Annotated in this window: 14 protein-coding genes and 1 tRNA gene; 9 read left to right on the plus strand and 6 right to left on the minus strand. The window is 62.4% G+C overall.

Annotation, left to right across the window (positions count from 1 at the left end; all coding sequences use genetic code 11):
* The first annotated feature begins 329 nt into the window (after positions 1-329).
* The gene (gabP, locus tag LOY26_RS01310; protein WP_033703189.1) at positions 330-1,715 is read left to right on the plus strand and encodes a GABA permease; all 1,386 of its coding nucleotides are present in this window, start codon (positions 330-332) and stop codon (positions 1,713-1,715) included.
* Positions 1,716-1,790: 75 nt separating this feature from the next.
* Here gabP and LOY26_RS01315 read toward each other — a convergent pair whose 3' ends face one another.
* On the minus strand, positions 1,791-2,228 hold the full coding sequence (locus tag LOY26_RS01315) for a hypothetical protein (RefSeq protein WP_033703188.1): 438 nt from the start codon (positions 2,226-2,228) through the stop codon (positions 1,791-1,793).
* Between the two features lie 129 nt (positions 2,229-2,357).
* Between LOY26_RS01315 and LOY26_RS01320 the strand changes: the two genes are divergently transcribed.
* Positions 2,358-2,891: a hypothetical protein gene (locus tag LOY26_RS01320; RefSeq protein ID WP_050506183.1), complete on the plus strand. Its 534-nt coding sequence runs from the start codon at positions 2,358-2,360 to the stop codon at positions 2,889-2,891.
* A gap of 9 nt (positions 2,892-2,900) precedes the next feature.
* On the opposite strand, the gene ppk2 is transcribed toward LOY26_RS01320, so the two are convergent.
* Positions 2,901-3,881: a polyphosphate kinase 2 gene (gene ppk2, locus LOY26_RS01325; protein WP_258714316.1), complete on the minus strand. Its 981-nt coding sequence runs from the start codon at positions 3,879-3,881 to the stop codon at positions 2,901-2,903.
* Between the two features lie 162 nt (positions 3,882-4,043).
* Here ppk2 and LOY26_RS01330 point away from each other — a divergent pair, with 162 nt between their 5' ends.
* Positions 4,044-4,334 carry a type II toxin-antitoxin system RelE/ParE family toxin gene (locus tag LOY26_RS01330; protein WP_186661448.1) on the plus strand — a complete coding sequence of 97 codons (291 nt, stop codon included), beginning with the start codon at positions 4,044-4,046 and terminating at the stop codon, positions 4,332-4,334.
* A gap of 9 nt (positions 4,335-4,343) precedes the next feature.
* Positions 4,344-4,649 carry an addiction module antidote protein gene (locus LOY26_RS01335; protein WP_186661410.1) on the plus strand — a complete coding sequence of 102 codons (306 nt, stop codon included), beginning with the start codon at positions 4,344-4,346 and terminating at the stop codon, positions 4,647-4,649.
* A gap of 141 nt (positions 4,650-4,790) precedes the next feature.
* On the opposite strand, the gene LOY26_RS01340 is transcribed toward LOY26_RS01335, so the two are convergent.
* The 4 genes from LOY26_RS01340 to LOY26_RS01355 form a co-directional block, all read right to left on the minus strand.
* Positions 4,791-4,866 (minus strand) — tRNA-Phe (locus LOY26_RS01340).
* A 90-nt stretch (positions 4,867-4,956) separates the two neighbouring features.
* A complete protein-coding gene (locus tag LOY26_RS01345) occupies positions 4,957-5,229 on the minus strand; it encodes an oxidative damage protection protein (protein ID WP_033703186.1) in 273 nt (90 codons plus the stop codon).
* Positions 5,226-6,293 (minus strand): A/G-specific adenine glycosylase, encoded by a 1,068-nt coding sequence (gene mutY / locus LOY26_RS01350; RefSeq protein WP_033703185.1) that lies wholly within the window; start codon positions 6,291-6,293, stop codon positions 5,226-5,228. Before mutY ends, LOY26_RS01345 begins: the two co-directional genes overlap by 4 nt.
* A complete protein-coding gene (locus LOY26_RS01355; protein WP_033703184.1) occupies positions 6,290-8,539 on the minus strand; it encodes an AsmA family protein in 2,250 nt (749 codons plus the stop codon). Before LOY26_RS01355 ends, mutY begins: the two co-directional genes overlap by 4 nt.
* Positions 8,540-8,869: 330 nt before the next feature.
* Here LOY26_RS01355 and LOY26_RS01360 point away from each other — a divergent pair, with 330 nt between their 5' ends.
* The 5 genes from LOY26_RS01360 to hisA all read left to right on the plus strand — a co-directional run bounded on the left by LOY26_RS01360 (position 8,870) and on the right by hisA (position 12,954).
* Positions 8,870-10,531 carry an OFA family MFS transporter gene (locus tag LOY26_RS01360; protein WP_156311258.1) on the plus strand — a complete coding sequence of 554 codons (1,662 nt, stop codon included), beginning with the start codon at positions 8,870-8,872 and terminating at the stop codon, positions 10,529-10,531.
* Positions 10,532-10,701: 170 nt separating this feature from the next.
* On the plus strand, positions 10,702-11,295 hold the full coding sequence (hisB, locus tag LOY26_RS01365; protein WP_033703340.1) for an imidazoleglycerol-phosphate dehydratase HisB: 594 nt from the start codon (positions 10,702-10,704) through the stop codon (positions 11,293-11,295).
* Complete coding sequence (gene hisH / locus LOY26_RS01370; RefSeq protein WP_156311257.1) at positions 11,296-11,934, plus strand: imidazole glycerol phosphate synthase subunit HisH; 639 nt, start codon at positions 11,296-11,298, stop codon at positions 11,932-11,934.
* The gene (locus tag LOY26_RS01375) at positions 11,935-12,195 is read left to right on the plus strand and encodes a DUF2164 domain-containing protein (RefSeq protein ID WP_033703181.1); all 261 of its coding nucleotides are present in this window, start codon (positions 11,935-11,937) and stop codon (positions 12,193-12,195) included.
* A gap of 27 nt (positions 12,196-12,222) precedes the next feature.
* Entirely contained in the window at positions 12,223-12,954 is a 732-nt protein-coding gene (gene hisA / locus LOY26_RS01380) for a 1-(5-phosphoribosyl)-5-[(5-phosphoribosylamino)methylideneamino]imidazole-4-carboxamide isomerase (RefSeq protein WP_033703180.1), read from the plus strand.
* Positions 12,955-13,003 lie beyond the last annotated feature (49 nt).

A 13,003-nucleotide genomic window follows, 5' to 3' on the forward strand; every position in this document is an offset into this window, starting at 1 on the left:
ACGTGGGTAATGGGTTGTACCTTGAGGTTGTACTTTTTTGCATTGCAACGGTGCAAAGGTGTTACCTAGGAGCACCTTTGGTGCGTTTGTAAGTGGGTATTTCCGTAATCCCGACTTGGCAGGCGGTTTTGGCGACCTTTCGGTCAAGGCGTGGCCGAAAGCCCTGCAAGCCGCGCCCTTAATGGTTGCCAGAGATTTCTGACGAATGCTTTCAGCAACTGGCTCGCTTATTGCCACTGGGAAACCGCCGATTGCAGCGACGCCTAAACAACCCCGGGCGCGCTTCGTTCCCGTAGTCGGCGTGGTCCACTCCTTACAAAGGTAGTTTTATGAGCGGTAACAATTCCAACGACCTCGCTCAGGGGCTCAAATCGCGGCATGTCACCATGCTGTCCATCGCTGGCGTAATTGGCGCCGGTCTGTTCGTGGGTTCCGGCCACGCCATTGCGGCCGCAGGGCCTGCCGTACTGATGGCCTACGCGGCTGCCGGTACGCTGGTGGTGCTGGTCATGCGCATGCTGGGCGAAATGGCCATTGCCTCGCCTGACACGGGCTCCTTCTCGACGTATGCCGACCGCGCCATCGGGCGTTGGGCCGGCTTCACCATCGGCTGGCTGTACTGGTGGTTCTGGGTGCTGGTGATCCCGCTGGAAGCCAACGCGGCCGCAGCCATTCTGCATGCCTGGTTCCCTGCTGTTGATCTGTGGGCCTTCTCCTTGATCATCACGCTGGTGCTGACCCTGACCAACTTGTGCAGCGTGAAGAACTACGGCGAGTTCGAATTCTGGTTCGCCCTGCTCAAGGTGCTGGCGATCATCGGCTTCATCGTGGTGGGCTGCGTGGCCATGTTCGGCCTGGCGCCGGGCAGCCAGGTGAGCGGTGTCAGCCACCTGTTCGACACCCAGGGCTTCATGCCCAACGGCTTGGGCGCGGTGCTGGCCGCCATGCTGACCACCATGTTCTCGTTCATGGGCACCGAAATCGTCACCATCGCCGCTGCCGAGTCCAAGGACCCGGGCAAGCAGATCAGCCGCGCCACGAACTCGGTGATCTGGCGTATCTGCCTGTTCTACCTGGTGTCGATCTTCCTGGTCGTGGCGCTGGTGCCGTGGAACGACCCGGCCCTGGCGGAACTGGGTTCCTACCAGACCGTGCTGAGCCGCATCGGCGTGCCGAATGCCAAGCTGATCGTCGACATCGTCGTGCTGATCGCCGTGACCAGTTGCCTCAACTCGGCGTTGTACACCTCTTCGCGCATGTTGTTCTCGCTGAGCAAACGTGGCGATGCGCCGGCTGTTGCGCAGCGCACTACCAAAGCGGGCACCCCGCACTGGGCGGTACTGTTGTCCACTGCCGCGGCCTTCCTCTGCGTGTTCGCCAACTTCGTTGCGCCGGCCCAGGTGTTCGAGTTCCTGCTGGCCAGCTCCGGCGCCATCGCGCTGCTGGTGTACCTGGTGATCGCTGTTTCGCAACTGCGCATGCGCAGCCAGCGTGAAGCGCGTGGCGAGAAGATCGACTTCAAGATGTGGCTGTTCCCGGGCCTGACCTGGGCGACCATTGCCTTCATCATTGCGGTGCTGGTGGTGATGGGGCTGCGTGAAGATCACCGTGCCGAGATCATCGCGACGGCCTTGCTGAGCATTGGTGTGGTGGCCGCTGGGCTGCTGGTGCATCGCAAGCGCGAAGCGGCTGGGCGGGTGGCGCTGGATAACTGATCTGCGCTGCTATGAATGAAAAGGCCGCGCCCTGTGTTGGGTGCGGCCTTTTTGTTTGTCTGGCCTTTTCGCAGGTCAGCCGTACAGCTTCTGCTGTTGCTTGGCCACCACTTCGGAAGCGGTGATATAGGCTTCCTGGAACGCGTCGCTTTCCAGCCAGGCCATGGTGGTGTCTTCGTCGGCGCCATCGAGCCAGGTGCGGTAGGCGGTGAACACCAGCACGATGTAGTCGGTGGCGTGCTCTTCCTTGTGGCCTTTGAGTACCAGGGTCAGCAGCGGGTCGACCAGGAACACCGAGATCATCGCGACCAGGCTGGTTTCCTGTGCCGCCTTCATCTTGTCGAACAGCTCTTTGTAGCTGTCCGACTCCATGGCCTTGTTGAACACCTGCTCGATGCTGGCGCTGTCACCGGCGCTGGCCTTGACCGTCTGGCCGCTGCGCACCATGCGGTTCTGCTTGGCCTTGCTGGCGGCGCGTTTGGCGCGTTTCTGTTGCTTGGTAGGGGTGGCCATGGGTAGATCCTTGGGGGTGCCTGAAAAAGTGCGCGTATTGAATCGTACTTGCCTGTGAAACCCAAGCGGCAAGCGAGGGTCCTAGGCAGGTTGCCGGATGTCCGGTACCCACTCATGAGGAATTCACGGATGAAAACAGCGATTTCGCTTGGCCTGCTGGCTGTGGCGCTGTCCGGCTGCGGCAACATTGCCGCCGTCAAGTCGTTCAACACCCCGTATGGCTCGCCGACGTCGGGCGATACCGCACGCCTGCGGGTGATTGCCGATGGCATGGTGCGCGCTGTGCCGGGCAAGGATTGCGTCGACTGGTACAGCCCCGGGGCAGGGGTGATTGCAGTGCCCAAGGAGGGCTTCGCCGACCGCAATGGCGAAACCCTGGGCATGCCTGCCAGCGCCCCTGTGGCGGCGGGCGATGCGGTCAGCGAAGTGCTGGTGCCGGCCGGCAAACCGTTCACCTTGCACTTTCTCGACGGCGGGCGCAGTAGCTACAACAGCGTCACCAATTGCCTGGGCATGTTCTATTTCGTGCCGCAAAAAGGCGCCGATTACGAAGTGGTGGTGCGCGGCTACAACGCTTGTGGCGTCGAGCTGCGCCAGCTGGGCGTAGAGCAGCCGGTGAAGACCACCAAGGCTGAATACTGCAGCGCCATGGCCAACTTCTGATTGCCCCTTTCAGTGGGTGGTGGCTGGCGCCTCGTCCTCTTCGAAGTCGCGTGATGCGCGCCCTACCAGCATGGGGTCCGCGGCATGTGCCACAGCCGGGTCCTTGCCCGGGTAATCCAGCGAATGCAGGAAGTGGCGGATGCAGTTGATGCGTGCGCGCTTCTTGTCATCGGACTTGATCACCGTCCACGGCGCATCGGCCGTATCGGTATGGAAGAACATCGCCTCCTTGGCTGCGGTGTAGTCGTCCCACTTATCCAGCGACTTGATGTCGATGGGCGACAGCTTCCAGTGCTTGAGCGGGTCGTCGCGGCGCGAGATGAAGCGCCGTAGCTGTTCCTCGCGGTTCACCGAGAACCAGTACTTGAACAGCAGAATGCCGCTGTTGCACAGCATGCGCTCAAGGTCGGGTGCCTGGCGCATGAACTCCAGGTACTGCAGCGGGGTGCAGAAGTCCATCACCTTCTCGACCCCGGCGCGGTTGTACCAGGAGCGGTCGAAGAAGACCATTTCACCCGCCGTCGGCAGGTGCTGGATGTAGCGCTGGAAGTACCACTGGCCTTTCTCTTGTTCGGAAGGCTTCTCCAGCGCGACGATCCGCGCGCCGCGCGGGTTGAGGTGCTCCATGAAACGCTTGATGGTGCCGCCTTTGCCCGCCGCGTCGCGGCCTTCGAACAGAATCACCACGCGCTGGCCGGTTTCTTTTACCCAGCTCTGCACCTTCAGCAGTTCGATCTGCAGGGCATGCTTGGTCTTCTCGTATTCCTGGCGGTGCAGGCGGGTGCGATAAGGATAGCTGGCAGGCAAGCGTGCGCGGGTGCTGTCTTCGTTGCTGCCTTTGGGCGCCGTGGCCACTTCAAGTGCGGCGGGTTGCTGGCTGATCCGGGTAATCGCGGGTTCGGGCTTGCGCTGACGTGGCCGGCGCGGGCGCAGCGCAGTGGGGGTGGGTTCGCTGGGGGCGGGGAGCAGGAGGGTGGATTCTTCGCTCATGGAAGTCCTTGCGGGTAGTCGAATGTCCACCTGGCATTTTAAGGGTGAGCGATGGGTGGCTTTTTGATGTTGGTCAAGCTGAGTGAAGGCGGCAGCGTTCGTATAAACAGCTTGAAACAAGTGTAAATTGATGTAGTGTTAACTGTGGTTTACATTTTCGCCATGCACACACTAATTCAAACCGATAGGTACAGAAGGTGGTTCTCTGCCCTGCGTGATGATCGAGCGCAAGCTCGTATCAATATTCGATTGCGTCGAATCGAGCTGGGAGTATTGGGTGATTGTAAGCCGGTAGGTGAGGGAGTATCCGAGCTTCGGATTGACTACGGTCCAGGTTATCGGGTGTATTTCGTTCAGCGGGGCTATGAGGTAATCATTCTCTTGGCGGGAGGTGACAAGGCTAGCCAGGCCGCGGACATCAAGTCAGCACTCAAGCTGGCACGCAATCTTTAGGAGGTTGCCATGACAGACATCAAACTAAGCAAGTGGGACGTCGTAGACCACTTGAAATCCGAGAAGGACATGGTCTTGTACCTCGAGGCATGTCTTGAGGAAAATGACCCTGCGTTGCTGGCCGCAGCGCTGGGTGACATAGCGCGAGCGCGAGGCATGGCTCAGCTAGCGCGCGACACTGGCCTGACCCGTGAAGGGTTGTACAAAGCACTGTCTGCAGAGGGTAACCCCAGCTTGGCCACTATCATGAAAGTCATGGCGGCTCTTGGGGTGCGGTTACATGCTGAGGTTGTGCCTGCCCAGGTCTCAGGGTAGGCACCAGAGGATCGGTAATACAGGGCGCTGCACCAGCCCCCGATCCTGATAGACACAAAAATCGCAGACAACAAAAAACCCGCACTTGGCGGGTTTCTTGTTGTCGCTTCGGGTAACTTTGCAACCACCAGAAGCTGAAGGTGGTGCCCAGAGACGGAGTCGAACCGCCGACACGAGGATTTTCAATCCTCTGCTCTACCGACTGAGCTATCTGGGCGACGAGGTGAATTAAATAGATTTCCAGACCGTCCGTCAACGACTTTTTGAAAAAATTTTAAATTAATTCCGTCGCTTACGTTTTCTGGGGTCATTCGGCCGGCGGAACGTAGCCTTCCGCCTGGGCATAATCTTCGCCGGCGAAAAACTTGTCCATTTCGGCCTGGAGGAACTTGCGGTCCTCGCCATTCATCATGTTCAGGCGCTTTTCGTTGATCAGCATGGTCTGGTGCTTCTGCCAGTCGGCCCAGGCCTTCTGCGAGATGTGATCGAAGATGTCCTGGCCCTTGGCGCCGGGGTAGGGCGGGCGCTCCAGGCCTGGGAGTTCTTCTTTGTACTTGCGGCACATCACGGTGCGGGTCATCGGGCGTCTCCTGCAATCAGTTCGTCGGCCGCGCGTTTGAGCAATTTCTTGACCGGGGCGGCGAGGCCCAGGCGCGGCGGGGTGGCGAGGTTATACCAGAGCCAGTCGGGCTCGGCCACGTGCTGGCCGACCGGGTCGACCCGTACCAGCCAAGGTTCGATCGCCAGCTGGAAATGGCTGAAGGTGTGGGTCAGGCCATCCAGGGCTTGGCTGCCAGCCAGGCGCAGGCCGTGCTGGTAGGCGAGGTCGTCGAGCTGCTCGATGTTCTCAAGCTCCGGCAGGCTCCACAAACCGCCCCACAGGCCGCTGGAAGGGCGACGGTAAAGCAGGATCGCGCCTTCGTGGTTGGCCAGCAGTGGCATCAGCGTCCGGCGTTGCGGCAGCGCCTTGCGTGGCTTGGGCTCTGGGTAGCGGGTTTCTTCGCCGTGCAGGTGCGCTTCGCAGCCACGCTGCAGCGGGCAGATCAGGCAACTGGGCTTGCTGCGGGTACACAGCGTGGCGCCCATGTCCATCATCGCCTGGGTGTAGTGGTTGGCGCGTGTCAGCGGGGTGAAGCGTTCGGCGCTGGCCCACAGCTGGTTGGCCACCTTGGGCTCGCCAGGGTAGCCGGCCTGGGCGGTGTAGCGGGCCAACACGCGCTTGACGTTGCCGTCCAGGATCGGCGCGCGGATGCCCATGCTGATGCTGGCGATGGCACCGGCGGTGGAGCGGCCGATGCCCGGCAGTTCGGTCAGTTGCTCGACGCTGCGCGGAAACTCGCCGCCATGCTGCTCGACGACGATCTTCGCGGCCTTTTGCAGGTTGCGGGCGCGGGTGTAATAGCCCAGGCCCGTCCACAGGTGCAGCACCTCGTCCTCCGGCGCCTCGGCCAGCGCCTGCACGGTGGGCAGGGCCTGCATGAAGCGGTCGAAGTAGTTGAGCACGGTACTGACCTGGGTCTGCTGCAGCATGATTTCCGACACCCACACCCGGTATGGGGTGATGCCCTGTTGCCAGGGCAGGTCGTGTCGGCCGTGCTCGTCATACCAGTCCAGCACGGCGCTGGAGAACTGCTCGGGGCTCATCGCTTGAACAGCCCCTTGAGCGCGTCTTTTACTTCCGGGCTCACTTTGTCTCCGAGTTTCTCTTCGAGTTTTTCATCGATCTTGTCTTTCAGGCGGTTGCCGGCCAGTTTCGCGGCGACCTTGCCCAGGCCGTCCTGGTCCAGGCGGCAGGCCTTGGCACCAAGCTCCAGTGGGCCGCGGCAGCGCAGCGGCACTTCAACACCGACATAGCGCTGGTTGACCTGGCAGGCCGGGTCCGGCATGGCACGCTGGTCGCCCTCGACGATCACGCCAACGTTGTAGTCCATGCCCAGTACGCGCAGGTCGACGTCGCCGTGGCCGTTGACGGTCAGGCCCGGGATGCGTGCCTTGAGGTCTGGGTTGCTGGCTACGCCATTGCGCACCACCAGGCTGCCGCGCAGTTCCTGGAAGGGCGTGTCCTTGCCGCGCGGCTCGCCGCTGAGCGCTTTGCGGTTGAGCGTGGCGATGGCCTGGCACAGTTGCTGTTCCAGGTTGGCATTGACCAGCACGCCGTCGTTGATGGTGAAGTTGGCGTTGCCATTGAGGGTATCGACCAGTGCCTTCTGGCTGTTGCCGGTGGCGGTCAGGTCGCTGGTCAGGGTCAGCAGGCCCTTGACCGGTGGCGTCTGCTCCTTGCCCTCGGTCTTGATGAAGTGCTCCACCGGTACCCGGTCGATCTTGGTACTGACGCCAAGCTGCGGCACGGCGGGGCGTACATCGACAGTGCCCTTGGCCTCGAAGGTGCCGTTGTACAGCTCGCCGCGCAGGGTCTGCAGGGTCACCAGGCCGCCTTGGCCGGTGGCCTTGAGCTGGGCGTCCTGAATGGGCAGTTTGTCCAGGGTCAGCGCGCCGAATGCCAGGTCGGCCTGCAGGTCGAGGGCGCGCAGGCGGTCCACCGGCAGCAGCTTGTCGTCACTCCAGGCGACCTGGGTCGGGGCGTTGGGCAGCGGTGAGCTGCCGGCACCGGCCACGGCGCTGGCTTCCTGTTGCTTGACCTCGGCCTGGCGGGCGGCGGTAGCGCCCTTGGCTTCTTCGCTCTTGGCCGGCAGGTAGCGGTCGGCGTCGAAGGTATCGGCCTTGAGTTGCAGGCGCAGGGCTTGCTTGGCGAAGTCTTCGACGGCTACGCGGCCGGTGAAGGTGCTGTCGTCCAGCTTCACCGCCAGGTCGGCCAGGGCCAGGCTGTTTGGTGTGCCCTGCAGGCGGGTGACCAGTTCCAGCTTGGTGAAGGCAGCCGGGTCGTTGGTGGCGGGCAGCGGGTGGCCGACGCCGTCGAGGAAGCTGCGCAGGTCGAACTGGGCGATGGACAGGCCGCCGCTCAGTTGCGGTGCCTTGTCCAGCTCGCGCAGGTTCAGCTCGCCCAGCGCACGCAGCTGGTTGGCCGAGATTTTCAGGCCGTTCCACGAGGCCACATTGGCCGCCAGGTCGACCAGCAGCTGGCCCTGGGCGGCGAAGGTCACGGTCTTGCCGGCCAGCGGTTCGCCCGAGGTTTCGCCCGACAAGCGCATGTCTTCGAAGTTGTAGCGCTTGAGCTTGCGATCGAAACGCAGCTCGCCGGCAAGCTCGGTGCGTGCCTTGATGTTCGGCTGGCTGGCACTCAGGAATGCACTGGCCTTGAGCGCAATGTTCGCCCCTTCGTGGACCGGGCCGGTGCTCAGCTGGATGCTTTCGGCGCTGTAGCTTTGCCCACTCTTGGCATCGGTGTACTGCACGCGGGCGTTGTTCACGGTCAGGCTGTCGATGTCGAGTTTGACCGCACGCTCGCTGCCGCTTTCGGCTTGTGCCGGTGCCTGCTCGGTCGACGGCTGGGCCGGTGTGGTGGCCGGCGCGTCGTTCTGAGCCGGCAATGGCTTGCCGATGTCTTCCCAGTTGCCGTGGCCGTGTTCGTCACGGGCCAGGGTCAGGTTCAGGCCTTCGACGCGCACATCGCTCATCTGCACCTCGCGGCGCAGCAGCGGCAGCACACGCACCGACAAACCGAGCATCTGCAGGTCGGCAAACGGCTCCTTGGGCTTGTTCAAGGTAGCGATGCTTGCTTCGTGCAGCTCCAGGCCCAGCCACGGGAACAGGCTCCAGCCGATATCACCGTTGAGGGTCAGCTCGACATGAGCCTTGTCGCGCGCCAGCTGGCGAATCTCGTCTTTATAGTCGTTGGGATCGAAGAGGTGGGTCAGGGCGAAGCCCAGCGCCACGATGATCAGCAGCAACCCGAGAAGCCCCAGTCCCAGGATTTTGCCGAACGCTTTCATGGGCGAGTCCTTGTAGTCCAGTTTGAAATTCAGCGGCAGAGTATAGCGCCGCAGTGCTTATATCTGCGTATCCGACAAGAGATACAGGGCATTTACCTACGAATGGCTCAGATTGTGCGGTTTTCGTCGGCCGGCCTCTTCGCGGAAGCAGCCCGCTCCCACAGGATTGGGCGAGCCCGCTCGTACCGTTTCAGCGACTGAAAAATCCACGATATCAGATTGCTTTCATGCCACCTGATGCTGGTAACCTTGCGCCGTTTTTTGTGTGCCCGCGACCCATTGTCGCGGTTCGCTTGCCCAGTCCAGGCCCAATAACAAAGGATCAAACCCATGAGCAGTACCGTCACGGCGGGCACCTTGGCCGGCGCGCCGAGCTTCCTGTCTAAGGAGCGCATCATCGCCCGCCCGGGCTTCAACCGCTGGCTGGTACCACCGGCGGCCCTGGCTATCCACTTGTGTATCGGCATGGCCTACGGCTTTTCGGTGTTCTGGTTGCCGCTGTCGCAAGCCATCGGCATCACCGCCCCGCTCGCCTGCTCGGCCGACATGGGCTTCATCGCCCGCCTGTTCAGTGCCGAGTGTGACTGGCCGATTTCGATGCTGAGCTGGATCTACACGCTGTTCTTCGTGTTCCTCGGTTGCTCGGCGGCGGTGCTGGGTGGCTGGCTGGAACACGCCGGGCCGCGCAAGGCCGGGCTGGTATCGGCTGTGTGCTGGTGCGGCGGTATGCTGATTTCGGCGATTGGCGTGAAGACCCATCAGCTGTGGCTGATGTGGCTGGGCTCAGGCGTGATTGGCGGTGTCGGCCTGGGCCTGGGTTACATCTCGCCGGTCTCGACCCTGATCAAGTGGTTCCCGGACAAACGCGGCATGGCCACCGGTATGGCGATCATGGGCTTCGGCGGCGGCGCGATGGTAGGTGCACCGCTGGCGACCGCGCTGATGGGCCACTTCGGCAGCGCGCAGGATGTTGGCGTATGGCAGAGCTTCGTGGTCATGGCGGCGATCTACTTCGTGTTCATGTCGGCGGGCGCGCTGGGTTACCGCGTGCCACCGACCGGCTGGAAGCCCGAGGGCTGGACGGCGCCGGCGAAAAAGGCCGGCAATGGCATGGTCACCGACCGCCATGTGCACGTCAGCGTTGCCTGGAAAACCCCGCAGTTCGCACTGGTGTGGTTGGTGCTGTGCCTGAACGTCTCGGCGGGCATCGGTATTCTCGGCATGGCGTCGCCGCTGTTGCAGGAAGTGTTCGCCGGCAAGTTGCTGGGCAACGAGCTGCGTTTCAGCGAGTTGAATGCCGCGCAGCTGGCGCAGATTGCAGCGATCGCCGCAGGTTTCACCGGCTTGCTGAGCCTGTTCAACATCGGCGGGCGCTTCTTCTGGGCATCGTTCTCTGACTACATCGGGCGCAAAAACACCTACTTCGCCTTCTTCGCCCTGGGCGTTGGCCTCTACAGCCTGGTGCCGAACATGGGCCACCTGGGCAACGTGGCGCTGTTCGTGGCGGCGTTCTGCATCATCCTGTCGATGTACGGCGGTGGCTTTGCCACGGTGCCGGCGTACCTGGCCGACCTGTTCGGCACACAGATGGTCGGTGCGATTCATGGGCGCCTGCTGACCGCCTGGGCGGCGGCGGGTGTGCTTGGGCCGGTGCTGATCACCTACCTGCGTGAGTCTCAGCTGGCGGCGGGCGTGGAACGGGCGGCGGCTTACGACATGACCCTTTACATCCTCTCTGGGCTGCTGGTGCTGGGGTTCATCTGCAACATGCTGATTAGGCCGGTGGCAGACAAGTACTTCATGAGCGACGCGCAACTGGCTGCCGAACGTGCGTTGAGCCATGACAAGGGCGCTGATGGTGCGCGGTCGCTGGAGTGGCATGCGGCGCCCGGGAGCTTGCCGTGGGTACTGCTGGCTTGGGCGGCGGTGGTAGTGCCGTTGGCGTGGGGCGTGTGGATTACCCTGCAGAAGACGGCTGTGCTGTTCCATTGAGGGTGGGCCTGGGGCTGCAAAGCAGCCCCAGGATCCCTGCTTGTATAGACCTGTAACAGCATCCAGCCCCCGCAATTGCTTGCCCTGCCATATGTCATCCGCGTTTCAAGCTGGCGCGTTCTGGGCCTATAATGGAACCCTTTTCGCCCAATGATTTTGCGGAGCTGGTGATGGTCGAACGTAAGGCTTCCGTCGAGCGCAATACCCTGGAAACCCAGGTAAAGGCCTCGATCAACCTAGATGGCAGCGGCAAGGCCCGATTTGATATCGGTGTGCCTTTCCTTGAACACATGCTCGACCAGATCGCCCGGCATGGGCTGATCGATCTGGACATCGAGTGCAAGGGTGACCTGCACATCGACGATCACCATACCGTCGAAGACGTCGGTATCACCCTGGGCCAGGCATTCGCCCAGGCCATCGGTGACAAGAAAGGCATCCGCCGCTACGGCCACGCCTATGTCCCGCTGGATGAAGCGCTGTCGCGCGTGGTCATCGATTTTTCCGGCCGCCCAGGCCTGCAGATGCATGTGCCGTACACCCGCGCCAGCGTCGGCGGCTTCGATGTCGACCTGTTCCAGGAGTTCTTCCAGGGCTTCGTCAACCACGCCTTGGTGAGCCTGCACATCGACAACCTGCGTGGCCACAACACCCACCACCAGATCGAGACCGTGTTCAAGGCCTTCGGTCGTGCCCTGCGCATGGCCGTGGAGCTGGACGAGCGCATGGCCGGGCAGATGCCTTCCACCAAGGGATGCCTGTAAATGCAAACGGTAGCCGTAATCGACTATGGCATGGGCAACCTGCACTCGGTGGCCAAGGCACTCGAGCACGTCGGTGCTGGCAAAGTCCTGGTTACCAGCGACGCTGCGGTGATCCGCGAGGCCGACCGTGTGGTGTTCCCTGGCGTGGGTGCGATACGCGACTGCATGGCCGAAATCCGCCGCCTGGGCTTTGACCGCCTGGTGCGCGAGGTCAGCCAGGACCGCCCGTTCCTGGGCATCTGTGTCGGCATGCAAGCGCTGCTCGAACACAGCGAAGAAAACAACGGCGTCGACTGCATCGGCCTGTTCCCCGGCCAGGTGCGTTTCTTCGGCAAGGGCCTGCAAGAAGATGGCGAGCACCTGAAGGTGCCGCACATGGGCTGGAACGAAGTCAGCCAGACCATCCATCACCCGTTGTGGCACGACATCCCTGACCGCGCGCGCTTCTACTTCGTGCACAGCTACTACATCGATGCTGGCAAGCCGGCCCAGGTGGTCGGTCGCGGCCACTATGGCGTCGACTTCGCCGCCGCGCTGGCCGACGGTTCGCGCTTTGCCGTGCAGTTCCACCCGGAGAAGAGCCATACCCATGGCCTGCAGTTGCTGCAGAACTTCGTCGCCTGGGACGGGCGCTGGTAAATGAGCAGAGCGAAGACCAAGGCCCCGGTCATCACACTGGCCGCCGAGCAGGAGCGCGAGGCGCTCGACACCCTCAAGCGCTTTCTCGAAGACCGTTTCGAGTTGCAGCTGGGCTCGTTCGAAGTGGCCGAGGTCCTCGACCTGTTCAGCAAAGAGATTGCACCCCATTACTACAACAGGGCGATTGCCGATGTTCAGCTGCACCTCAAGGAGCGGTTCGAGAGCATCGAGAGCGACCTGTGGGCACTCGAGAAGCCCTGAAACCCAACAAATAGACAGGTTCCCAAGATGCTGATTATCCCCGCTATCGATCTGAAGGACGGTGCTTGCGTGCGCCTGCGCCAGGGCCGCATGGAAGACTCCACGGTATTTTCCGACGACCCGGTGAGCATGGCCGCCAAGTGGGTCGAGGGTGGCTGCCGCCGCCTGCACCTGGTCGACCTCAACGGCGCCTTCGAAGGCCAGCCGGTCAACGGCGAAGTGGTGACCGCCATCGCCAAGCGTTACCCGACCCTGCCGATCCAGATCGGCGGCGGCATCCGCTCGCTGGAAACCATCGAGCACTACGTCAAGGCGGGTGTCAGCTACGTCATCATCGGCACCAAGGCGGTCAAGCAGCCAGCGTTCGTTGCCGAGGCCTGCAAGGCGTTCCCGGGCAAGGTCATCGTTGGCCTGGACGCCAAGGACGGCTTCGTTGCCACCGACGGCTGGGCTGAAGTCAGCACTGTTCAGGTCATCGACCTGGCCAAGCGCTTCGAGGCCGATGGTGTGTCGGCGATCGTCTATACCGACATCGCCAAGGACGGCATGATGCAGGGCTGCAACGTGCCCTTCACCAAAGCCCTGGCCGAAGCCACGCGCATTCCGGTGATCGCGTCCGGCGGCATCCACAACCTGGGCGATATCAAGGCCCTGCTGGACGCCAAGGCCCCAGGCATCATCGGCGCCATCACCGGCCGTGCCATCTACGAAGGCACCCTCGATGTCGCCGAGGCCCAGGCCTTCTGCGACAACTATTAAGAGCAGCGGCAAGCTGTAAGCTGTAAGCCGCAAGAGAAAGGCCAGACCG

The sequence above is a fragment of the Pseudomonas sp. B21-047 genome (assembly GCF_024748775.1).
Lineage (GTDB): Bacteria > Pseudomonadota > Gammaproteobacteria > Pseudomonadales > Pseudomonadaceae > Aquipseudomonas > Aquipseudomonas capeferrum.

Bases quoted from the DNA above. Each gene is read 5' to 3' on its own strand.
- LOY26_RS01335 (WP_186661410.1), top strand. From the start codon at position 4,344: ATGACAGACATCAAACTAAGCAAGTGGGACGTCGTAGACCACTTGAAA.
- mutY (WP_033703185.1), bottom strand. From the start codon at position 6,293: ATGAGCCCCGAGCAGTTCTCCAGCGCCGTGCTGGACTGGTATGACGAG.
- LOY26_RS01375 (WP_033703181.1), top strand. From the start codon at position 11,935: ATGAGCAGAGCGAAGACCAAGGCCCCGGTCATCACACTGGCCGCCGAG.
- hisH (WP_156311257.1), top strand. From the start codon at position 11,296: ATGCAAACGGTAGCCGTAATCGACTATGGCATGGGCAACCTGCACTCG.
- LOY26_RS01360 (WP_156311258.1), top strand. From the start codon at position 8,870: ATGAGCAGTACCGTCACGGCGGGCACCTTGGCCGGCGCGCCGAGCTTC.
- LOY26_RS01345 (WP_033703186.1), bottom strand. From the start codon at position 5,229: ATGACCCGCACCGTGATGTGCCGCAAGTACAAAGAAGAACTCCCAGGC.
- hisB (WP_033703340.1), top strand. From the start codon at position 10,702: ATGGTCGAACGTAAGGCTTCCGTCGAGCGCAATACCCTGGAAACCCAG.
- gabP (WP_033703189.1), top strand. From the start codon at position 330: ATGAGCGGTAACAATTCCAACGACCTCGCTCAGGGGCTCAAATCGCGG.
- LOY26_RS01320 (WP_050506183.1), top strand. From the start codon at position 2,358: ATGAAAACAGCGATTTCGCTTGGCCTGCTGGCTGTGGCGCTGTCCGGC.
- hisA (WP_033703180.1), top strand. From the start codon at position 12,223: ATGCTGATTATCCCCGCTATCGATCTGAAGGACGGTGCTTGCGTGCGC.
- ppk2 (WP_258714316.1), bottom strand. From the start codon at position 3,881: ATGAGCGAAGAATCCACCCTCCTGCTCCCCGCCCCCAGCGAACCCACC.
- LOY26_RS01315 (WP_033703188.1), bottom strand. From the start codon at position 2,228: ATGGCCACCCCTACCAAGCAACAGAAACGCGCCAAACGCGCCGCCAGC.
- LOY26_RS01355 (WP_033703184.1), bottom strand. From the start codon at position 8,539: ATGAAAGCGTTCGGCAAAATCCTGGGACTGGGGCTTCTCGGGTTGCTG.
- LOY26_RS01330 (WP_186661448.1), top strand. From the start codon at position 4,044: ATGCACACACTAATTCAAACCGATAGGTACAGAAGGTGGTTCTCTGCC.